At 43.1% G+C, this 21,530-nt stretch carries 21 protein-coding genes; 16 read left to right on the forward strand and 5 right to left on the reverse strand.

The window, feature by feature from the left end; all coding sequences use genetic code 11:
* The first annotated feature begins 21 nt into the window (after positions 1–21).
* A complete protein-coding gene (locus tag GJU40_RS06130; protein WP_154306876.1) occupies positions 22–258 on the forward strand; it encodes a hypothetical protein in 237 nt (78 codons plus the stop codon).
* 75 nt (positions 259–333) lie between these two features.
* Positions 334–1,653, forward strand: coding sequence for a CBS domain-containing protein (locus GJU40_RS06135; protein WP_154306877.1), 1,320 nt, complete (start codon positions 334–336; stop codon positions 1,651–1,653).
* Between the two features lie 40 nt (positions 1,654–1,693).
* On the opposite strand, the gene GJU40_RS06140 is transcribed toward GJU40_RS06135, so the two are convergent.
* Positions 1,694–2,002: a YtpI family protein gene (locus GJU40_RS06140; RefSeq protein ID WP_154306878.1), complete on the reverse strand. Its 309-nt coding sequence runs from the start codon at positions 2,000–2,002 to the stop codon at positions 1,694–1,696.
* 82 nt (positions 2,003–2,084) lie between these two features.
* Between GJU40_RS06140 and GJU40_RS06145 the strand changes: the two genes are divergently transcribed.
* Positions 2,085–3,026 (forward strand): DHH family phosphoesterase, encoded by a 942-nt coding sequence (locus tag GJU40_RS06145; protein ID WP_154306879.1) that lies wholly within the window; start codon positions 2,085–2,087, stop codon positions 3,024–3,026.
* Between the two features lie 59 nt (positions 3,027–3,085).
* On the opposite strand, the gene GJU40_RS06150 is transcribed toward GJU40_RS06145, so the two are convergent.
* From GJU40_RS06150 to ytrH, 3 genes are all read right to left on the reverse strand, one after another.
* Positions 3,086–3,277, reverse strand: coding sequence for a YtzJ family protein (locus tag GJU40_RS06150; RefSeq protein WP_154306880.1), 192 nt, complete (start codon positions 3,275–3,277; stop codon positions 3,086–3,088).
* Positions 3,278–3,385: 108 nt separating this feature from the next.
* The gene (gene ytrI, locus GJU40_RS06155) at positions 3,386–3,889 is read right to left on the reverse strand and encodes a sporulation membrane protein YtrI (protein ID WP_154306881.1); all 504 of its coding nucleotides are present in this window, start codon (positions 3,887–3,889) and stop codon (positions 3,386–3,388) included.
* The gene (gene ytrH / locus GJU40_RS06160; protein WP_154306882.1) at positions 3,886–4,227 is read right to left on the reverse strand and encodes a sporulation membrane protein YtrH; all 342 of its coding nucleotides are present in this window, start codon (positions 4,225–4,227) and stop codon (positions 3,886–3,888) included. The genes ytrI and ytrH overlap by 4 nt, the downstream gene beginning before the upstream one ends.
* Before the next feature lie 130 nt (positions 4,228–4,357).
* Between ytrH and dnaE the strand changes: the two genes are divergently transcribed.
* From dnaE to GJU40_RS06200, 8 genes are all read left to right on the forward strand, one after another.
* Positions 4,358–7,726, forward strand: coding sequence for a DNA polymerase III subunit alpha (gene dnaE / locus GJU40_RS06165; protein ID WP_154306883.1), 3,369 nt, complete (start codon positions 4,358–4,360; stop codon positions 7,724–7,726).
* Between the two features lie 92 nt (positions 7,727–7,818).
* A complete protein-coding gene (gene ystJ, locus GJU40_RS06170) occupies positions 7,819–9,048 on the forward strand; it encodes an NADP-dependent malic enzyme (RefSeq protein WP_154306884.1) in 1,230 nt (409 codons plus the stop codon).
* Positions 9,049–9,063: 15 nt separating this feature from the next.
* Positions 9,064–9,681 (forward strand): FadR/GntR family transcriptional regulator, encoded by a 618-nt coding sequence (locus tag GJU40_RS06175; protein WP_154306885.1) that lies wholly within the window; start codon positions 9,064–9,066, stop codon positions 9,679–9,681.
* A gap of 106 nt (positions 9,682–9,787) precedes the next feature.
* A complete protein-coding gene (gene accD, locus GJU40_RS06180; protein ID WP_154306958.1) occupies positions 9,788–10,651 on the forward strand; it encodes an acetyl-CoA carboxylase, carboxyltransferase subunit beta in 864 nt (287 codons plus the stop codon).
* Complete coding sequence (gene accA, locus GJU40_RS06185) at positions 10,645–11,619, forward strand: acetyl-CoA carboxylase carboxyl transferase subunit alpha (RefSeq protein ID WP_154306886.1); 975 nt, start codon at positions 10,645–10,647, stop codon at positions 11,617–11,619. Before accD ends, accA begins: the two co-directional genes overlap by 7 nt.
* Positions 11,620–11,951: 332 nt before the next feature.
* Positions 11,952–12,911, forward strand: coding sequence for a 6-phosphofructokinase (pfkA, locus tag GJU40_RS06190; RefSeq protein WP_154306887.1), 960 nt, complete (start codon positions 11,952–11,954; stop codon positions 12,909–12,911).
* Positions 12,912–12,960: 49 nt separating this feature from the next.
* Positions 12,961–14,721: a pyruvate kinase gene (pyk, locus tag GJU40_RS06195; protein WP_154306888.1), complete on the forward strand. Its 1,761-nt coding sequence runs from the start codon at positions 12,961–12,963 to the stop codon at positions 14,719–14,721.
* Between the two features lie 89 nt (positions 14,722–14,810).
* Positions 14,811–15,197, forward strand: a complete 387-nt coding sequence (locus GJU40_RS06200) for an FxsA family protein (RefSeq protein ID WP_154306889.1) — start codon at positions 14,811–14,813, stop codon at positions 15,195–15,197.
* 64 nt (positions 15,198–15,261) lie between these two features.
* Here GJU40_RS06200 and ytvI read toward each other — a convergent pair whose 3' ends face one another.
* Positions 15,262–16,380: a sporulation integral membrane protein YtvI gene (gene ytvI, locus GJU40_RS06205; RefSeq protein WP_154306890.1), complete on the reverse strand. Its 1,119-nt coding sequence runs from the start codon at positions 16,378–16,380 to the stop codon at positions 15,262–15,264.
* Positions 16,381–16,484: 104 nt separating this feature from the next.
* Here ytvI and GJU40_RS06210 point away from each other — a divergent pair, with 104 nt between their 5' ends.
* The 5 genes from GJU40_RS06210 (at position 16,485) to GJU40_RS06230 (ending at position 21,460) form a co-directional block, all read left to right on the forward strand.
* Positions 16,485–16,943: a DUF441 domain-containing protein gene (locus tag GJU40_RS06210; protein WP_154306959.1), complete on the forward strand. Its 459-nt coding sequence runs from the start codon at positions 16,485–16,487 to the stop codon at positions 16,941–16,943.
* 370 nt (positions 16,944–17,313) lie between these two features.
* Positions 17,314–18,429 (forward strand): citrate synthase, encoded by a 1,116-nt coding sequence (gene citZ / locus GJU40_RS06215; RefSeq protein WP_154306891.1) that lies wholly within the window; start codon positions 17,314–17,316, stop codon positions 18,427–18,429.
* Positions 18,430–18,549: 120 nt separating this feature from the next.
* Positions 18,550–19,821: an NADP-dependent isocitrate dehydrogenase gene (gene icd / locus GJU40_RS06220; RefSeq protein WP_154306892.1), complete on the forward strand. Its 1,272-nt coding sequence runs from the start codon at positions 18,550–18,552 to the stop codon at positions 19,819–19,821.
* Positions 19,822–19,884: 63 nt separating this feature from the next.
* Positions 19,885–20,829 (forward strand): malate dehydrogenase, encoded by a 945-nt coding sequence (gene mdh, locus GJU40_RS06225; RefSeq protein WP_154306893.1) that lies wholly within the window; start codon positions 19,885–19,887, stop codon positions 20,827–20,829.
* Between the two features lie 154 nt (positions 20,830–20,983).
* Positions 20,984–21,460: a MaoC/PaaZ C-terminal domain-containing protein gene (locus GJU40_RS06230; RefSeq protein WP_154306894.1), complete on the forward strand. Its 477-nt coding sequence runs from the start codon at positions 20,984–20,986 to the stop codon at positions 21,458–21,460.
* The last annotated feature ends 70 nt before the right edge of the window (positions 21,461–21,530 follow it).

A 21,530-nucleotide genomic window follows, 5' to 3' on the forward strand; every position in this document is an offset into this window, starting at 1 on the left:
TCAGAGATGGGGGAGAAAAAGATGAACAAGCTGAAAGTAATGTTTGTATGTACCATGATTTTTTTTGCGGTGCCAAAGCTGGAATTCAGCGGTGAGGGACTTCAGGGGATCTATTCACTCGTCTGGCTGGGACTTGCCCTGCTGGTGTTTGGCGGCTGTTTCAGTTCCCTTTTGTTTGAGCCCGTTCTCAAGCGGAAAACCCGCCGTCTGGAAACAGAAAAAGTATTAAAAAGGCGGCAAAAATCAATGCTGCGTTGATATAAGGAATGTTCACCCGTATAATAATGTGTAGAATAACAGAATTCGCTAATAAATTTAGAGGGTGAAAAATGTTTGGCTACTAAGCATGAGCAAATACTTCAATACATAGATTCATTGCCTGTGGGTGAAAAAATTTCAGTCAGGCAGATTGCAAAAGCAATGGCAGTCAGTGAAGGAACTGCCTACCGGGCCATAAAGGAAGCGGAAAATAAAGGCTACGTTAGTACGATTGAAAGAGTTGGAACCATCAGGATCGAGCGGAAGAAAAAAGAGAACTTTGAAAAACTGACATATGCCGAGGTAGTGAATATTGTTGATGGACAAGTTCTCGGCGGAAGAGCGGGACTGTATAAAACACTTAATAAATTTGTCATCGGAGCTATGAAGCTCGATGCCATGATGCGCTATACAGGTGCAGGGAATCTGCTGATTGTGGGCAACAGGACCAATGCACATCAGTTTGCCCTTGAAGCAGGAGCTGCTGTGTTAGTAACAGGCGGTTTTGATACAGAAGATAGTGTTAAAAAACTTGCTGATGAACTGGAACTGCCTGTTATTTCAACGAGTTATGATACGTTTACAGTCGCGACTATGATCAACAGGGCAATATACGATCAGCTGATAAAAAAAGAAATTGTGCTTGTAGAGGATATCCTGACGCCTCTTGAAAAAACGGTATGCCTTTCTTCAACAGACACTATTGAGGAATGGTACACGCGAAATTATCAAACAGGGCATGGAAGATTTCCTGTTGTTGACCAAAACTTAAAAGTGCTCGGAATGGTTACATCCAAGGATGTAATGGGCATCGATAAAAGCACGTATATCGACAGGGCTATGACCAAGAATCCAATCACCGTTGTAGGTAAGACCTCAGTTGCATCTGCAGCTCAGATGATGGTCTGGGAAGGCATTGAAGTCCTGCCCGTGGTAGACCAGAATAATCGGCTTGAGGGAATGATCAGCAGACAGGATGTGTTAAAGGCACTTCAGCTGAATCAGAGGCAGCCGCAAATCGGAGAGAAAATTGATGACATAATTACAAACCAGTTTGTCTCCGCTGATGAAGACGTAAAAAAAATGAATGTATTTCGCTGCGAAGTAACACCCCAGATGACAAACCAGCTTGGAACAATTTCTTACGGAGTTTTTACAACGCTCGTTACAGAGGCTGTTAACAGGTTCCTCCGTTCTCAAAAAAAGGGCGATATCGTTGTTGAGAATATAACCATTTATTTCATCAAGCCGGTCCAGATGGAAACCGTGGTTGAGATACACCCGAAAATACTCGAGGCTGGAAGAAAATTTGGAAAAATAGATGTTGAAGCCTTCAGTGAAGGGGTGCTGGTCGGCAAGGCCATGATGATGGTTCAGCTGATTGAGCGCAATTAAAAACAGGGGCAGTTAGCTGCCCCTGTTTTATACACTGTACCTATGAGGTTTTTGAGTGTTCCTTAGCTTCTCTTGCGGCAAAGGGAAGATAATGCTGATAAGCTTTGTAACCCGCCCAAGTGCTTCCTAGACCAACAAGTGCAAAAATAACGGCAATAACTGCTGCAAGAGTGGATCTGAACATAAACAGCTGATTCAATCCAAAGAAAAATACAAACATGCCCAGCGCCATGCTGGATTTCGCAGACAGCCACTGCTTTTCCATTGGCTTCTTTGTACGGTGGTATTTCACCTTGTAAAATATATAAAAAGAAATAGCAAAAACGATCAATATAGCAAAAATTGGCATTGTAAGCCCTCCAATTATGAGTTCCCTCTATCATTTTAAACAACAATGATTGGAAAATCCATATAAAATAAGGGAGATTAAAATGAAAACGAAAATTTTAGAAGCGATCAGGCAATACGAAACCATCATCATTCACCGCCATGTACGGCCTGATCCGGATGCTTACGGATCTCAATGCGGACTGGCAGAAATATTAAAAGCATCTTTTCCGGACAAAAAAATACATACTGCGGGAGAGGGAGAGAAATCCCTGCAATTTCTATATAAAATGGACCTGGTGGATGACGCGCAGTACGAGGGAGCTCTTGTTATTGTGTGCGACACAGCAAATCAGGAAAGAATTTGCGACCAGCGGTACTCCAAGGGCGACATGCTGATTAAAATTGACCACCACCCTAACGAAGATCAATATGGGGACATTATCTGGGTTGATACAGCAGCAAGCTCAGTCAGTGAGATGATTTACGAATTTTATTTGTCCGGCAGGGAAAAAGGGCTTGCGTTTTCAAAAAAAGCAGCAGAATTAATATATGCCGGCATTGTTGGTGACACAGGAAGATTTCTATTTCCAAGCACAACACCTAAAACATTTCGTTATGTAAGCGAGCTTGTGGATTACGGAGTTTCATTTACTGATATTTATGATCAGCTTTACAGGACCAAAATAAATATTGCCAAGCTTAGCGGACATGTTTTGCAGCATTTTCAAACTTCGTCCTCTGGATCTGCCTGCATGAAAATTACGAAAGACATGCTGGATGAATATGGGGTTACAGCTTCGGAAGCTTCCCAGCTTGTCAGTCTGCTTGGAAATTTAGAGGGTATCAAAGCCTGGGTATTTTTTGTGGAAGAAGATGATCAGATCAGAGTCCGGCTTCGTTCGAAAGAAATTGTGATTAACGGATTGGCTAAAAAGTACAGAGGCGGCGGGCATCCACTGGCTGCAGGAGCATCTGTATACAGCTGGGAAGAGGCGGAACAGGTTCTTACAGGTCTTGAGGAACTTTGCATGAAGAATCAATGAAAAATGCAGGAACCCTGTATATATGATACAGCAGAAAGGGGGCATCTTCCCCCCTTTTCTTATTCACTTCCTGATAAAGGAATAAACCAAAAACCGAATTCTGTTTTATCTTCATATACATTGAGGTTCAATATGGATATTTCCTGCTTTAGCTTTTGTGCCAATTCAAACGTTTCAACATAAGCAGAGTAGCCGTTTTGCAGCCGGATGATCTTCTCTCTGACAATCTGTCCCCGGTTGATAATATACAAAAAAATCCCCTCCCCTAATCTATACATATTTTTGCTTATATATCTATTTTATCTGAAGAGGGTCTGATTGCGATTACATTTTTATGAAAATTTTCTGAAATTTATTCATCAAGTAACAGGAAGGGCTGTGACTTCAATATATAGCTCGGTATAGATGACCATTTCTGTTACCCTGAGCTTATACTGCTTTTCATCAATACTGTACGTCTTATTTTCAATAGCTCTTTTTAAAATTTTTCTGCTGGCAAACGCGCTTTCCACGTCCTTCGCTATTACATCAGCTACATCCTCTTTAACGCTTTTCTCAATTTCAAAGGCAAAATACGAGCTTTTTTCAAAGCGGCTGCTGTTTTCTACATGTACCCTTACATTTTGCACTGTGAGAGTTTCTTGGTTCTTTTTGTTCAAAAGCCGTACTTCTTCCTGCCAAATCCTCATGCTTCTGTTCAGCTCTTCTATCTGGCTTTGCTGTTTTTCTATTGTAACCACCTGTTTTTCCTGCAGAACACCGTACGTAAATAAAAAAACAAGCCAGCTGACGATCGCACCTAACACCATTCCTGCAAAAATCCGCTGCCAGAAGGGATCTTTATGCTGGGTAGGAATTCTCATGAATTCACCTGTTCCTGGGTGAGCCAGGAGATAATCAGCCAGCCTGTTTGAGATCCTCCCATTGCCGACACAATCAGAAAGACTTGTTTAACTGCATCCCTCGTGGCTCCTTCGAAAATTCCCCGTTCAAAACTGTTGAATGTATCAAAGGTGCCTCCAATTGCGGCTACAAGCGCCCAGATCTTCAGAACATTTGAAAGCCTGTGCATTTCCTGAAATGGAGGTTCCCCGGCTAGATATGCTCCGATGCCGCCGATGATTGTCCCTCCAAGCAGCACACCGAGCGCAATAAAATAACTATTAATAAAAGCAGGCATAAATGCTTCTTTCATATCCATGTTCATCATCCTTTCATGAAATATATATGGACGAACTCTTCAAAGTATGTTTTGATAGTTCTCTTATTTGTGCTGCGTTATTTCAAGGCATATAATGAAAAGAGAAATGCTGTAAAAAGGTGGGGTTAGATTGCCGTTTGTACATTTGCAGATAAAAAGTGCATACAGTTTGCTGTCTAGCTCTGTGAAGCTTCAGCAGCTCGTGGAAAGAGCGAAGGAGCTGAATGTTAAAGCGCTTGCTTTAACTGATGAGCACACTATGTATGGATGTATTGCTTTTTATAAACAGTGCTTAAAGCATCAGATTAAACCAATTATCGGGCTGACTGCCTCTGTTATTTATAAAGACGTTTCCCGTCCTCTGGTTCTTCTCGCAAGCAGTAATGCCGGATACAGAAATCTGGTTAAAATCAGCAGTATCCTGCAGACAAAATCGCCAGAAGGACTGCCCCATAAATGGATGAGAAGCTATTCAGAAGGATTGATTGCCCTTACTCCCGGAATAGGCGGTTATATTGAAGAGAAGCTGCTGAACGGTGAAGAAGAGGAGGCATTAGAAGCGGCGCGTGAATATAAAGATATTTTCGGGGAGGAACATTTTTATCTTTCCGTACAGAAAATCAGAGATGATGAGACGGAGAGCCGGGTCAATGAGGGCATAAAGAAGCTTGCCGGTGCGGCAGGTGTTTCAATGGCAGCTACCAATTCTGTGCACTACCTGAAGAAAGAAGATGCTTTTTCCCATAAGTGCCTCCTTGCTATTAAAAATAATGAAAAGCTGTCAGAAATGGAAGAGGACGCTTTTCCTGTTCACGAATATTATTTGAAGTCTCCGCAAGAGATGGCGGAAGCATTTGAAGATTCTCCAGATTGTCTTGAAAATACGTTAAAAATAGCTGACATGTGCAATGTGGACCTTCAGCTTGGCAAGACCCGCCTTCCGAGGTACCCTGCTCCTGAAGCAATGGGGGCAGACGAATATCTTGAAAGACTATGTCTGGAAGGAATGAAGCAAAAAGTAAAAGAGCTTGATGACCATTATTTCGAAAGACTTACATTTGAGCTGGACGTTATTAAGGAAATGAACTACAGTGATTACTTCTTAATCGTCTGGGATTTTATGGATTACGCTAGGCGGAACGGCATTCTCACAGGTCCTGGACGAGGCTCGGCAGCCGGTTCGCTTGTCGCCTTTTCATTGGGAATTACTCAGGTGGACCCTATTCAGCACCGTCTTCTATTTGAAAGGTTTCTGAATCCTGAACGAATTTCAATGCCGGATATTGATATCGACTTTCCGGACAACCGGCGGGACGAAGTAATTGCCTATGTTGCTGAAAAATACGGTAAACTTCATGTTGCCCAAATCATCACCTTTGGAACGCTTGCCGCAAGGGCGGCCCTCAGGGATATCGGCAGGGTCATGGGCGTATCGGCAAAAGAAGCAGAGCAGCTGGCAAAATTCATCCCATCCCGTCCCGGAACAACATTGGAGAAAGTTTACAGCGAATCAGCACAGCTGCAGGACTTCCTGAAACAATCTGAATCTGCCAAAAGAATTTATCAAACAGCAATGAAGATTGAAGGACTTCCAAGGCATGCTTCAACACATGCAGCAGGGGTTGTTCTGAGCGACCAGCCTCTTACAGATATCATTCCCATACAAGAAGGACATAACGGTGTTTATTTGACTCAGTTTTCAATGGATTACCTGGAAGATCTGGGTTTATTAAAAATGGATTTTCTCGGTCTGAGAAATCTTACACTCATAGATTCTATTATCAAAATGATCAGGAGAGAGACCGGCAGGACGCTGTCAGCTGATCAGCTGCCTTATGAGGATGATGAAAAAACATTCAGCCTGCTTTCAGAGGGCAATACTACCGGGATTTTTCAGCTTGAATCAGAAGGAATGCGAAGCGTCCTGCGCAGGCTGGGGCCAACAAGCCTTGAAGATATTACTGCTGTAAATGCCTTATACCGTCCCGGTCCTATGGAAAACATTCCTTTGTTCATAGACAGAAAGCATGGAAGAAAGGAAGTTCATTATCCTCATGCTGATCTGGCTCCGATCTTAATGAATACGTATGGTGTTATTGTCTATCAGGAACAAATTATGGAAATAGCCTCCAAGCTTGCCGGTTTTACTCTGGCAGAAGCAGACATTCTCCGAAGAGCAGTCAGCAAGAAGGAAAAAACAGTACTGGACATGGAGAGAAAGAGGTTTGTCAGCGGGTGTATCCAAAAAGGCTACACTGAAGAAACAGGCAATAGGGTGTATGATTTAATTGTAAAATTCGCCAACTACGGTTTTAACCGTAGCCATGCAGTTGCATACAGTATGATTGCCTGTCAGCTTGCATACTTAAAAGCACATTATCCTTTGTTTTTTATGGCAGCATTGCTCACAAGCGTTTCTGGAAATGAAGATAAGGTGTCTCAATATATTAGAGAGGCGAGGCAAAGCGGAATTGAGGTGCTGCCGCCGTCCATCAACAGCAGTGAATATCCTTTCCTCGTAGAGCAGGAGGGAATCCGATACAGCCTGGCTGCAATTAAGAATGTGGGGATTTCCGCGGTAAAAGACATATTCGAGGCAAGAAGACAAAAACTCTTCGAAGATTTGTTTGATTTTTGCATAAGGGTTTCTTCAAGGTCGGTTAATCGGAGAACACTTGAATGTCTGATCTTGTCAGGAGCCTTTGATGAATTCGGCATGGGAAGGGCTTCGCTGCTTGCCAGTCTGGATATTGCACTGGAGCATGCCGAACTGTTAAAGCCTGCTGATGGAGATCAGATTGATTTTTTCAAAGATGAAGAATTTATGCTGAAACCCAAGTATGTAGAGGTCGAGAATTTCGGGCTTGAAGAAAAGCTGCGATTTGAAAAGGAAGCGCTGGGGCTTTATTTCTCAAGCCATCCGGCAGAACGGCACCGATCCCGCTTTCTGCGCGCCGGAGCTGTTGAAATAGCGGAAGTGCACAAAATGCATTCGGGAAAACATCTTAAACTGGGTGCTTTTATTACAAAGGTGAGAACCATTCGAACAAAAAAGGGGGACTCCATGGCCTTTCTGGCGATCAGTGATGAGAGCGGAGACATGGAAGCAGTAGCTTTTCCTTCTGCTTTTGGAAGGCTTGCCACCCTTCTGCAGCAGGGAGAAGTTGTTCTGCTGGAAGGAAAACTGGATATCAGAGATGAAAGGGAACAGTTTATCATTGAAAAAGCACAGCTTCCTGAGAAACTGGCCGGAGATGAAGGAACATTGTTTCTAAAGGCAAGTGAAGAAGTGCAGCAGTCAGGAAAGTTAAGCGAAGTAAAAAGAATTCTTAAGAAATACAGCGGACGCGTTGCAGTATATTTATATTATGAAAATTCTAAAAAAACAATTCAGCTGCCTTCAGAGTTCCATATTCAGCCTTCGCAAGCCTGCCTTGAAGAGCTGAAGGGCCTTTTGGGCAGTGATCATGTGGTACTGAAAGAAAATATGGAGCAATAAACAACTTTACAAAAAAAAGAAGTATGTTATATTTTAATAAGAAATCCAGTGGTCAGACCACTGGTATTTCAGATACATAAGGAGTGAGAACCTTGTCATTACGTGAAGAAGCATTGCATATGCATCGCATTCATAAAGGGAAACTTGAATCCAAATCAAAGGTTGAAGTTAGAAACGCGAAAGATTTAAGCCTGGCTTATTCTCCTGGAGTTGCAGAGCCGTGCAAAGACATATATGACGATACCAGCAAGGTATATGACTACACAATGAAAGGCAATATGGTAGCAGTGGTATCCGACGGAACTGCTGTTTTGGGTCTTGGAAATATAGGGCCGGAAGCTGCACTTCCTGTTATGGAAGGAAAGGCTGTCCTGTTTAAGAGCTTTGCGGGCGTGGATGCATTCCCAATCTGCTTGAATACAACAGACGTAGACAAAATTGTTGAAACTGTTAAGCTCCTTGAACCAACATTCGGCGGAGTGAATTTAGAAGACATCGCTGCACCGAACTGCTTTGTCATTGAGGAACGGTTAAAAAAAGAGACAAATATCCCTATTTTTCATGATGATCAGCATGGCACCGCAATTGTGACTGTGGCAGGTCTGGTGAATGCCCTTAAGCTTGTTGGAAAACAAATGTCCAGCATCAAAGTAGTAGCAAACGGAGCGGGTGCTGCAGGCATTGCCATCATCAAGCTTCTTTATCGCTACGGCGTGCGTGACATTATTATGTGTGACTCTAAAGGCGCGATTTTTGAGGGGCGGAGCTATGGCATGAATACCGTCAAATCGGAAGTTGCAAAGTACACGAACAGAGACAGAATCGAAGGATCCCTGCAGGATGTCCTGAAGGATGCAGATGTGTTTATCGGTGTTTCTGTAGAGGGAGCTCTGTCCAAAGAAATGGTGTCTTCCATGAAACAGGATCCTATAATCTTTGCTATGGCTAACCCTGTACCGGAGATTATGCCGGATGATGCAAGGGAAGCAGGAGCAAAAGTTATTGGTACAGGAAGGTCTGATTTCCCTAATCAGGTGAACAATGTGCTTGCTTTTCCTGGTATTTTCAGAGGAGCGCTTGATGTCAGGGCAACGCATATCAATGAGCAGATGAAAATTGCTGCTGTTGAAGCGATAGCCGCGCTAGTGCCTGACGATCAACTTTCTTCAGAATATGTGATTCCTGCTCCTTTTGATGTGCGCGTGGCTCCTGCTGTAGCTGCAGCCGTTGCAAAAGCAGCTATGGAAACCGGAGTGGCAAGGATTAAAGTGGATCCGGAGGAAATAGCGGAGAAAACAAGGAAGCTTGCAATTATTGAATAAGCGGGTGAGACCCTCATGAAAGCTTCAACGTCAAAAGTTTATGTAGAAATACTTCGTCAAATTCGGACAATAATTGAGCAGGATGGACTGTCAGCAGGAGACAAAATTCCTTCAGAGCGGGAGCTTGCTGAACGGTTGAATGTTGGCAGATCTTCCGTCCGGGAAGCGCTTCGGGCTTTGGAACTGCTGGGCATGATTGAAACAAGGCGGGGAGAGGGCACATTTATAAAGGACTTCAGGGATCATCACCTGGTTGATCTCCTCGGAACCTTTATCCTTCAGGATTCAAAAGCAGTCCTCGATTTGCTTGACATGAACAATATGCTGGAGAAAAATGCTTTAAACCTGCTGTTGGAAACGGAAAGCACTGACGAATATATGGAAAAGCTTGCCGCTCTTAAAGAACAGAAGCTGGATCACAGGGAATGCATGATGGAACTCGTTGCACTTGCTGATAACAGGCTGCTGTTCCGAATATGGGTTGTCCTGAATGAATATGTCAGAGCAGCTCTTCCATCCGTTTTTTCAAGGGGAACTGATTATACAGAATTAATTGGTGCACTCGCAGAAAACGACAGAGTACTTGTCTATCAGGCATATGAAAAATTAGCCTTGAAGGAAAATGTCGAATAAAATGTGACATCTTTTTACAGAAGAAATGAGACATGTTCGTTACATTAGAATTGCCGATAAGATGGACAGAAAAGAAACAGGGCTTCAGGGAACAGGAGGGAATTCGTTGTTAAAGGATCTGTTTACAAAAAAGAAAAAGTACGCTTCAGTACCTTCTGAACAAGCTAAACAGGATGTGCCTGAAGGAATCATGACCAAATGCTCCAATTGCAAGAAGATCATGTTAACAAAAGAGTTGAAGAAAAACATGCAGGTTTGCATCAGCTGCAGCTACCATTTGCAAATGACAGCGAGGGACCGACTGCTTTGCCTGCTGGATGAATCCTCCTTTGAGGAATACGATGAAGGAATGGTCTCCGAAAACCCGCTGAATTTTCCAGGCTACAGCGAAAAGCTGGAAAAGGACCGTCAGAAATCCGGATTAAATGAAGCCATTGTGACAGGTAAAGGCAAAATAGACGGGCATCCTGCCGTATTTGCAGTCATGGACTCCGGATTTCGAATGGGCAGCATGGGTTCTGTGGTAGGAGAAAAAATCACCAGGGCAATTGAACGAGCAATTGAAGAGGGAATTCCTTTTATTATTTTCACTGCGTCTGGCGGTGCCAGAATGCAGGAGGGAGTTCTCAGCCTGATGCAAATGGCTAAAACAAGTTCGGCATTAAAAATGTTCAGTGATAACAAAGGGCTGATTATCTCTATCATGACCCATCCCACTACAGGCGGAGTATCGGCGAGCTTTGCTTCCTTGGGAGACTATAATTTTGCGGAACCAGGAGCGCTAATCGGCTTTGCAGGAAGAAGAATTATTGAACAAACCATTAGGGAGGATCTGCCGGAAGATTTCCAGACTGCTGAATTTTTGCTGAAACATGGGCAATTGGATGCTGTTATTCACCGTCATCAGCTGAAAGAAAGCCTGGCAAACATCCTGGGCATCCATCAAAACGGAGGCGGATCGCAATGGTAGAACTTGAATTTGAAAAACCTGTAACAGAACTGAGAAAAAAAATAAAAGAGCTGAAGGACTTTACTGCTCATACCGATGTGGATCTTTCAGCAGAAATTATCAGGCTTGAGTCCAGGCTTGAAAAGCTGGAAAATGATATCTATTCAAATCTCAAACCTTGGGACAGAGTACAAATTGCAAGACACCCTAGCAGGCCAACCACTTTGGATTACATAGATGCACTGTTTACAGATTTTTTTGAATGCCATGGTGACAGGCTTTATGGAGATGACGCTGCAATTGTTGGCGGAATCGCAAAGTTTCATGGAAAGCCTGTCACAGTTATCGGCCACCAAAGAGGAAAAGACACGAAAGAAAACATCAAAAGGAATTTCGGCATGCCCCATCCTGAAGGATACAGGAAAGCACTGCGCCTGATGAAGCAGGCTGAAAAGTTTAACAGGCCTGTTATCTGTTTTATAGATACAAAGGGAGCCTATCCCGGCAAAGCAGCAGAAGAGAGAGGCCAGAGTGAGGCAATCGCCAGAAACCTTTTTGAAATGGCCGGGCTGAAAGTGCCTGTTGTTTGTATCGTAATAGGAGAAGGAGGAAGCGGAGGTGCACTTGCACTTGGAATCGGCAACCATCTTCACATGCTTGAAAACTCGACATATTCCGTCATTTCTCCTGAGGGTGCAGCAGCCCTGTTATGGAAAGATTCCACACAGGCTAAAAGAGCCGCAGAAACAATGAAAATTACTGCGCCTGATTTAAAAAGCCTAGGTATTATAGATGAAATCATTCCTGAAACCAGAGGCGGAGCGCATAAGAATGTAGAAGAACAGGCAGAGCAGATTCGGGCGCTTCTCCTTAAGTCATTATCTCAGCTGAGCAGGATGAATGAAGCTGAACTCATTTCCCACCGTTATGAGAAATATAAAAGAATTGGCCAGGTCTCGTTTGCAGAAGAGTTTCTTGGGGTAAAATAAAATAACGTGTAGCCTTTTGGCAGGCACGTTTTTTCTTTGTAAGTCGGTAAATGGTCTGCTGCTGCACAAAAAGTCCTGTTTTTAAAAGTTTAGGCCAATGCTGCTACAGCAACGCAGATGACCAAAATGAAGGATTTTTCTGAATTTTCATATCTTCGTAATTAGCTAAGAAATTTTGATAAAATCTCTTCTGAGTCTTAAAAATACTGTATAATGAATAACGGTCTTAGAAATCGAGTAATTTCGACATTAGCTGTTGTTCTTCTATTGTACAGCTAATGTCTTCATGTTATCTTAATAGCACATACATATTACCTATTGGGGTGAAAAAAATGAAAAGAATTGGAGTATTAACAAGTGGAGGAGATTCTCCGGGCATGAATGCTGCGGTCAGAGCAGTAGTTCGTAAAGCCATCTACCACGATGTTGAAATTTACGGTGTTTACAATGGATACGCAGGCTTAATTGCAGGCAATATTGAAAAGCTGGAGCTCGGATCTGTGGGGGATATTATTCACCGTGGAGGAACAAAGCTGTTTACAGCAAGATGTCCGGAATTCAAAACTGTTGAAGGCCGGGAAAAAGGCATTGAACAGCTGAAAAAATTCGGAATCGAAGGTCTTGTTGTTATCGGCGGCGACGGTTCCTATATGGGAGCGAAAAAACTGACAGAACATGGTTTTCCATGTGTAGGGGTGCCAGGTACAATTGATAATGATATCCCGGGGACTGATTTTACAATCGGCTTTGATACAGCTTTGAACACAGTAATTGATGCTATTGATAAAATCCGCGATACTGCAACATCTCATGAACGTACATATGTGATAGAAGTAATGGGCCGCCATGCGGGCGATATCGCACTGTGGGCTGGACTTGCAGGCGGGGCAGAAACCATTCTCATTCCTGAAGCGGACTACGATATGGAAGATATCATTGACAGGCTGAAAAGAGGACATGAGCGCGGGAAGAAACACAGCATCATTATTATTGCCGAAGGAGTTGGCAGCGGCGTAGAGTTCGGTGAAAAAATTGAAAAAGAAACTCAGTTTGAAACAAGGGTTTCAGTTCTTGGACACATTCAGCGCGGAGGATCTCCAACTGCTGCTGACCGGGTGCTCGCAAGCCGTCTTGGAGCATATGCGGTTGAACTTCTGCTCGAAGGCAGAGGAGGGCGCTGTGTCGGAATCCAAAATAACAAGCTTGTAGATCACGATATCCTGGAAATTCTTGATACAGAGCATACGGTAGATCAAAGCATGTACCGCCTTTCTAAAGAGCTTTCAATATAATATAAAGTTTGGAATCGTTTCCATGAACATATTAGGAGGAAATATAACGATGCGAAAAACAAAAATAGTTTGTACGATTGGACCTGCAAGTGAAAGTGTAGAAATGCTGAATTCATTAATGGGAGCAGGCATGAATGTAGCCCGTTTGAATTTCTCTCACGGTGATTTTGAAGAGCACGGCGCACGTATTAAAAATATCCGGGAAGCAGCACAGCAGCAGGATAAAACTGTTGCGATTCTTCTGGATACAAAAGGTCCTGAAATCAGAACCAACACAATGGAAAATGGTGCTATTGAACTGGAGAGCGGCAAAGAAATTCTTGTTTCTATGAAAGAAGTACTTGGAACAACTGAAAAGTTCTCAATTACTTATGAAGGATTAATTGATGACGTTCAAAAAGGTTCTCTTATCCTTCTTGACGATGGGCTGATTGGGCTTGAAGTATTGGAGCTGAACAAGGCTGCAGGTGAGATTAAAACCAAAATCCTTAACTCCGGCACTTTGAAAAACAAGAAAGGCGTAAATGTGCCTGGTGTGAGCGTAAAGCTTCCTGGTATTACAGAAAAAGACGCCAACGATATTGTTTTCGGTATTGAACAGGGAGTTGACTTTATCGCTGCTTCCTTTGTCCGCCGTGCCACAGATGTGCTTGAGATTCGTGAGCTTCTGGAAGAACACAATGCAGGACATATTCATATCATCCCGAAAATCGAGAATCAAGAGGGTGTTGACAACATCGACGAAATTCTTGAGGTGTCCGATGGATTGATGGTTGCCCGTGGTGATTTGGGTGTTGAAATTCCTGCTGAAGAAGTTCCGCTCGTTCAAAAGATGCTGATTAAAAAATGTAATGCGCTGGGCAAACCGGTTATCACTGCTACACAAATGCTCGACAGCATGCAGCGTAACCCGCGTCCAACGAGAGCAGAAGCCAGTGACGTTGCAAATGCAATCTTTGATGGCACGGATGCAATCATGCTTTCAGGTGAAACAGCTGCAGGTACTTACCCGGTGGAAGCAGTCCAAACAATGCACAATATTGCTTCCCGCGCTGAAACTGCTCTTGATTTCAAGCAAATCCTTGCTAAACAGAGCGCACAATCCTCAATGACGATTACTGACGCGATTGGACAATCTGTTGCTCATACTGCTTTAAACCTGAATGTTCCTGCAATTGTAACTCCAACGGAGAGCGGACATACTGCAAGAATGATCAGCAAGTACCGCCCTAAAGCTCCAATTGTAGCTGTTACTTCGGATGAGTCAGTATCTAGAAAGCTTGCTCTTGTCTGGGGTGTGTATCCGAATAACGGTGAAAAAGCTAATTCAACGGACGAAATGCTTGAAAATGCAGTTCAGACAGCAATTACAAGCGGCCTTGTAAAGCATGGTGACCTGATCGTCATTACTGCTGGTGTTCCGATCGGTGAATCAGGTACAACTAACTTGATGAAAGTATATGTTGTGGGAGATGTAATTGCCAGAGGACAAGGAATTGGACGCAGATCTGCTTTTGGCAAAGCTGTTATCGCCAACTCTGCTCAAGAAGCTGATCAGAAAATGACTGAGGGAGCTGTTCTTGTTACACGCGGAACAGACCGTGACATGATGGGCGCACTTGAAAAAGCTTCTGCTCTCATCACTGAGGAAGGCGGCCTGACAAGCCATGCAGCAGTAGTAGGACTCAGCCTTGGCATACCTGTAATTGTAGGTATTGAAAATGCTACATCTATCTTTAAAGATGGTCAGGATATCACGGTTGATGCAACAAGAGGCGCTGTATACAAAGGACATGCAAGCGTACTTTAATTGAGAAACAATGAAAGAGAAGGGGTTTTCCTTCTCTTTTTTTTATCTTTAACATATACTAAGGACAAGATGATGAGGGAGGGAAGCTAATGAAGTTCCTCGTATTATTGCTGATTATCATACCTGCACTTGAAATTGCAGTTCTCATATTTTCAGGCAACACGATCGGGCTTATTCCAACTGTTCTGCTTATCATAACAACAGGGCTTCTTGGAGCATGGCTTGCAAAACAGCAAGGGCTGGAAACACTCAGAAGGGCACAGGAGCAAATGAGATACGGCCAGGTTCCCGGAGGAGCAATTATTGACGGGCTTTGCATCCTGGTAGGGGGAGTCCTGCTCTTAACACCGGGATTTATCACGGATGGTATCGGTTTTTCTCTTCTGATACCAGCAACTCGGAATCTGATCAAGCCGTTTATCCAGAAAATCATCCGCAGATTAACAGACAGCAGAAGAATAACTATTATCAGGTAAACAGCAGAAGTAAGGCCTCTCCATTGTATGTGGGAGGCCTTACTTCTTTCAACTATTAGTAAAATCAAACCTCTTTTTTCCCCATTATAAACCCCCATATATCATAGAACACGCCCGCTTTATACAACGTGTTGATGATGACAACGACTACGGGACCAATCAAAAGCCCAAGAAAGCCTATCAATTTGAATCCCACAAATAGAGCAATAAGCGTAGCGAGAGGATCCAGACCTATATTGGAGGACAGAATTTTTGGTTCCATCAGCTGCCTCTGTATCAGAACAATCATATAAAGAATGCCGAGCCCGATTGCAAGGGGAAGACTGCCGCTGAGTGCCAGGTAAACGATCCAGGGTACAAAAACAAGTCCAGTACCGAGATAAGGAAGAAGATCTACCAGGCCAATTAAAAGGGCGATGGTAATCGCATATTCAACCCTCAGGATCAGCAGTCCGGCCAAAACAATAACTGTTGTAATGGAAATAAGAGTGGCCTGTGCTTTTACAAAACCAAACAGGGCCTTTTTAAGTTCTTCAAACACCGTTTTCCCGCTTTTCTTTGCTTTGCCCGGCAAAAATCTGCCAAAAAGTCTTTGTAATTTGTACCAGTCCTTGCTGATGAAAAATGTGGCAAGGAGACTGAAGATTATAACGGTGGCAGCGTTGGGAAGCCAGGCGATAATGAGCGGGATATTTTCAAGAAAAGACCTGATAAATGCGCCTACATTTGAAGCAACCTGCTCCCCGACATTCTGGATATTTGCCAGTATGGTTTCTTGCTGATCTGTACCCAAATCATCAAACATGCTGTTAATGCGTTCATAAAAAGGGATGATCTGTCTGGCAAAAATCGTTTCAAAGTAAATAACCAAAGTTTCAAAATGCTGTGGAACAACTCCTGCCAGGTATGTAGTTCCTGATACAATTTCTGCAACCAGCAGGGTAAGGAGAGCACCAATTATTGCTACAAGCAGAATCAGGACGATGAAAACGGCAGCTCCGCGGGGCATCTTTGTTCTGTCCTCAATGAAAGCAATCAGCGGATTAATCATAAATGCAATAATAATGCCGAATACGAATGGATATGTCAGGGCAAAAAGGTGATAGCAGGCATACAATCCTGCGATAATGAATACGGCAACTATAAAACCTCTCATGGCCCTCTGCAAATACAGCACGTTCAAGCAAGATCCTCTCCTCTAGGTTCATACATCTATTATAATAATAATGGCAACCTTATGAACAGAACAACATGAATGTAAAGAAATTGAAAAGTGGTGCAAAGTACATGAATTCAGCGTTTCTTTTTCTGGGCATCCTTCTGGCGGTCGCCCTGCTTGCAAAGAATCAATCACTGATTATTGCAGTGGCTTTTTTGCTGGCTGCCAAGCTTGCGGGGCTGGATCAGAAGATTTTTCCCATCCTGCAGTCTAAGGGCATCAATTGGGGGGTTACCATTATTACAATAGCGGTTCTGGTACCAATCGCGACCGGTGAAATTGGGTTAAAGCAGCTGGGTGAAGCCGTAAAATCTGCTTATGCATGGATAGCGCTGGGAGCGGGAATTGCGGTAGCTCTCATTGCCAAAAGCGGCCTCACGCTTTTGACCGAAGATCCGCATATTACGACAGCTTTAGTTCTTGGCACAATTATTGCTGTTTCCTTATTTAACGGAGTGGCAGTTGGCCCGCTGATTGGAGCCGGCATTGCATATCTTTGTATGCAGGTAGTAAAATTTTTTGGGTAGTATAGCTTTTTTATGGCAAGGCATGCCGACAAAGGGATGCTTTGCCAGTAAATTCGCTAAAAAAACATTTTTCTGACAAATTTTTTTGTTTGTTAAGCGGTTTCCGTTCACAAAAGTCTGATAATTGTTTATAATAAAAATAAGTTTTTTATTTACTGCTTTTTTAAATGATCCGCTTCACCATGACAATTGTTAAGCGGCCGTTTGAAATGAGTGGAAATGTAAGCATTTTCTTTTTTTCGACATCAGCCTTTTTATATGCTTACAGAGTGAGCATACGCTCAATTTGGTTGAAAGTTTAAGTATTTTATACTTATAGCTTTTCATATTAAGAGGAATGGGGAAATATTAAAGCAAAGGAGAGATAGTTATGACAACAACACGCGGTCTTGAAGGGGTAGTTGCAACTACTTCGTCAGTAAGCTCCATTATTGATGATACTCTTACATATGCCGGATTCAATATTGATGATCTGGCTGAGCATGCAAGTTTTGAGGAAGTTGTTTATTTGCTGTGGCATCTTAAACTTCCAAATGAAACTCAGCTGGCTGAAATTAAACAGCAGCTTTCTGAAAATGCTTCTGTTCCAAAGGAAATCTTAGAACACTTTAAGACCTATCCAATTCAGGAAGTTCATCCAATGGCAGCTCTTCGCTCAGCCGTTTCCTTGCTGGGCCTTTACGATTCTGAAGCGGATGTAATGGAGCCTCAGGCTAACTACAGAAAAGCAATCCGCCTTCAGGCGAAAATGCCTACCCTTGTTACAGCGTTTGCCAGAATCAGAAAAGGGCTGGATCCGGTAGAGCCAAGAAAAGACCTCAGCCTTGCTGCTAACTTTTTATATATGCTGACCGGCGAGGAGCCAAGCCCTGTAGCTGAGGAAGCATTTAACAAAGCCCTTGTGCTGCATGCTGACCATGAACTGAATGCTTCTACATTTACTGCCAGAGTATGCGTAGCTACGCTTTCTGACGTTTACTCGGGAGTCACTGCTGCAATTGGAGCGCTCAAAGGGCCTCTTCACGGCGGTGCTAATGAGGCGGTAATGAAAATGCTGACAGAAGTAGGAGAGGTTGGCAGAGCTGAAGAGTACATTAGAGAAAAGCTTGCCAATAAAGAAAAAATCATGGGATTTGGACACAGGGTGTATCGAAATGGAGATCCTCGTGCCAAGCATCTGCGAGAAATGTCAGAAAAGCTGACCAATCTGACTGGAGAGCCGAAATGGTATGAAATGTCTGTGAAAATTGAGGAAGTTGTGACTTCTTCCAAGCCGCTCCCTCCGAATGTGGATTTTTATTCCGCATCAGTTTACCACAGCCTTGGAATTGATCATGACCTGTTCACGCCGATCTTTGCTGTCAGCAGGGTGTCAGGCTGGCTTGCACATATTCTTGAGCAGTATGATAATAACCGTCTGATCCGCCCTCGTGCAGATTACATCGGACCCGACATGCAGACATTTGTAGCGTTGGAAAAAAGATAATCAGAGAGTAATGAAGGACAAAATGTAGTGGAAAAGCAAAAGAAAAGTTCTTTATGAGAGATAAGCGGACGCAGAGAATGTCTGCTGTTCTCTCAATACATAATCAGGAGGTTTTTAATCATGTCAACCGGCGAAAAAATTACTGTTGAAAACGGCGTATTAAATGTACCAAATAACCCTGTAATTCCTTATATTGAGGGAGATGGAACTGGACCTGATATTTGGGCTTCAGCATCAAAAGTACTGGAAGCAGCTGTAGATAAAGCTTATAACGGAGAGAAAAAGATTGTTTGGAAAGAAGTGCTTGCAGGCGAAAAAGCATACAAGCAGACAGGAGAGTGGCTTCCGGAGGAAACACTTGACTTGATCCGCGAATATTTTATTGCGATTAAAGGGCCTCTTACAACTCCTGTTGGAGGAGGAATCCGTTCTTTAAACGTAGCACTGCGCCAGGAACTTGATTTATTTGTTTGTCTGCGTCCTGTCCGCTATTTCCAAGGTGTTCCCTCTCCAGTGAAGCGTCCTGAGGATACGGATATGGTTATTTTCCGCGAAAATACCGAGGATATTTATGCAGGGATTGAATATGCAAAAGGATCTGAAGAAGTAGAAAAATTAATCGGCTTCCTGAAAAATGAATTGGGCGTAAACAAAATCCGTTTCCCGGAAACTTCAGGAATCGGCATCAAGCCTGTTTCAGAAGAAGGTACAGGACGTCTTGTCCGTGCAGCGATTAATTATGCAATCAAAGAGGGCCGCAAATCAGTTACGCTTGTTCATAAAGGAAATATTATGAAGTACACTGAAGGAGCTTTCAAAAATTGGGGCTACGAGCTTGCAGAGAAAGAATTCGGCGATTCTGTTTTCACATGGGCTGAATATGATAGAATCGTAGAAGACGAAGGCAAAGATGCGGCCAATAAAGCTCAGTCAGACGCTGAAGCAGCAGGGAAAATCATCGTGAAAGATTCAATTGCAGATATCTTCCTGCAGCAGATCCTGACTCGTCCTAAAGAGTTTGATGTGGTTGCAACAATGAACCTTAACGGGGATTATATTTCTGATGCTCTTGCTGCTCAGGTAGGCGGAATTGGTATTGCACCTGGAGCTAACATCAACTATGAAACAGGACATGCTATTTTTGAAGCAACTCACGGAACTGCACCTAAATATGCAGGGCTGGATAAGGTAAATCCTTCATCCGTTATTCTTTCCGGAGTTCTTATGCTTGAGCATTTAGGCTGGAGCGAAGCAGCTAATCTCATTCTTTCTTCTATGGAAAAAACAATAGAATCAAAGGTAGTCACATATGATTTTGCTCGTTTGATGGACGGCGCTTCTGAAGTGAAATGTTCTGAATTCGGAGATGAACTAATCAAAAATATGGGTTAATTACCTGCAGGCTGTCCGCCGGGCGGCCTGCATTTATTACATAGGATAAGGGGATGTTTTAGCATGACATTAAGACGAAAAAAAGTATCTGTGATCGGTGCAGGCTTTACTGGAGCAACAACTGCTTTTCTTCTTGCTCAAAAGGAGCTGGCAGACGTAGTAATCGTTGATATTCCTCAAATGGAAAACCCTACAAAAGGCAAGGCGCTTGATATGCTTGAAGCGGGTCCTGTTCAGGGCTTTGACGCAAATGTGACAGGAACTTCCAACTACGAAGATACTGCAGGTTCTGACATTGTTATCATTACTGCTGGAATTGCAAGAAAGCCTGGAATGAGCCGTGATGATCTGGTTGCGACGAATGAAAAGATTATGAGATCTGTCACTAAAGAGGTTGTTGCACATTCTCCGGAAACGGTTATCATCGTCCTGACAAATCCGGTAGACGCTATGACTTATGCAGTTTACAAAGAGTCAGGCTTTCCAAAAGAACGTGTTATCGGCCAATCCGGCGTATTGGACTCAGCCCGCTTCCGTACGTTTGTAGCTCAAGAGCTAAAGCTGTCAGTAAAAGACATCACAGGGTTTGTTCTTGGGGGCCATGGGGATGATATGGTTCCGCTTGTCAGGTACTCATATGCTGGAGGAATTCCACTGGAAACATTAATTCCAAAAGACCGCCTTGAGGCCATTGTTGAACGTACGCGCAAAGGCGGAGGGGAAATTGTGAATCTGTTAGGAAACGGCAGTGCGTACTATGCACCTGCAGCTTCAATTGTGGAAATGGCAGAAGCAATCTTAAAAGATCAAAGGCGTGTGCTTCCTGCAATTGCCTACCTCGAAGGTGAGTATGGCTATGAAGGAATTTACCTTGGTGTTCCAACAATATTGGGCGGAAACGGACTTGAGCAAATCATTGAGCTCAATTTAACTGAGGATGAGAAATCTGCACTCAATCAGTCTGCAGAATCAGTAAGAAATGTGATGAAGGTGCTTTCTGCTAACTAAAAAAGAAGGGTTTCCCCCTTCTTTTCTTTTAATATTATCCAAATAATACTGCTTAAGATTAGTTATACTCTTTAAGTTTATCTGATATAAAGAAACGTGTTCCTAAAGCTGCTGATTATTGAAAACGGTTACAATAGCAAAAGGGGTGGATGTCATGCTGCTTGGAAAGAAACGTAAACTTGGAAGGCAGATCAGAGAAATAAAAATCGGGGAAACATTAAGCTTAACAGAAAAGATTGAGGATAAAGATTTGCTGCTGTACCTGGGCCTGACAAATGATGCAAATCCTCTTTATATTCAGCATGATTATGCTTCTTTAACACCGTGCAAAAAGCCTATTGTACCAAGTGTGATGCTGACCGGCGTTATATCTTCTGCAGTTTCAAAGTATCTTCCCGGTCCCGGAAGCCATATCGTCAAGCAGGAGCTTACATTTTTAACACCGGTTTACCATTACAGTGTTATTCAATATTTTTTGAAAGTGACTGAAGTGTATCTTGATAAAAATAGAATAGAAATAGAAGTACACGGTAAAAATGAAGATGAAAAGCTAGTGCTGGAAGGCAGGCTTGAAGTGTGTCCTCCGCCGACTCTTGCAAAACTCGATGGTCACGCACTAGACAATTTTTAATAAAGTATCTTTTTTGGCTATATCAATAAAAAAAGGTCTCCAATACTCCATACATATGGCGATTGGAGAC

The sequence above is a fragment of the Metabacillus lacus genome (assembly GCF_009674805.1).
Classification (GTDB): domain Bacteria; phylum Bacillota; class Bacilli; order Bacillales; family Bacillaceae; genus Metabacillus_C; species Metabacillus_C lacus.